The 910-nt window shown below is 44.6% G+C and carries 1 protein-coding gene; it reads left to right on the plus strand.

Going from position 1 to position 910, the window contains the following annotated elements; all coding sequences use genetic code 11:
• The coding region (locus R7Z50_RS25590; RefSeq protein WP_318149487.1) for an electron transfer flavoprotein-ubiquinone oxidoreductase at positions 1-698 on the plus strand (698 nt) is incomplete at its 5' end.
• Positions 699-910 lie beyond the last annotated feature (212 nt).

A 910-nucleotide genomic window follows, 5' to 3' on the forward strand; every position in this document is an offset into this window, starting at 1 on the left:
CTACACAACAATTCGCGGGTGGCTTGTTGATTGGCTGCGATGCAGGTACGCTCAATAGCGCGAAAATCAAAGGCACGCATACCGCGATGAAGTCGGGGATGCTCGCCGCTGAAGCCGTTTTTGAAGCGCTTTCAAATCAATCGGTTATTGCCGACTACCAAAGCCATTTCAAACAGTCATGGCTATATGAAGAGCTTTATCAAGCACGCAACTTCTCTAGCGGAATACACCGTTTTGGCTCTTGGTTAGGCGGTGGTTTAGCGATGTTGGAACACAACGTGTTAAAAGGCAAAGCAAAGTGGAATGTACGTTGTGAACATCCCGATCATCAGTCTTTGATTCTGGCGGAAAACAGCGATGAGATCCTCTATCCGAAGCCTGATGGCGTGTTGAGTTTCGACCGTCTTTCTTCCGTCTATTTATCCAATATTTTCCATGAAGAAGACCAACCGTGTCATTTGCAGCTTGCCAGCCAGCGCATTCCTATCGAACAGAACTTGGCGCTCTATGCCGAGCCCGCTCAACGCTACTGTCCTGCTGGGGTGTATGAAATTGTAGAAGGTGCAGAGCAAGCCGAATTACAGATTAATGCGGCGAACTGTATTCACTGTAAAACCTGCGATATCAAAGACCCAAGTCAAAACATCACCTGGACGCCTCCTGAAGGTGGTGGTGGTCCCAACTACCCAAATATGTAGTGGTCTGAGAATAGTTTTTATTAACAACTTATTTACTTAAAGTTTGCGTCAGTTCAAATCTTTATCGGTGAACTCGATTGCAACTTAATCTTTCAGGCACTATTCTGATTTTAAATTGACGTTTACGTAAACTGAATGAAAAGTTGATGCATAGGTGTAAAAGCGGTTACCAGTATCAAAGTGAAGTTTGATATCGAAATAGTGCTCAAGGA

It is taken from the genome of Vibrio sp. 1249-1 (assembly GCF_033340495.1).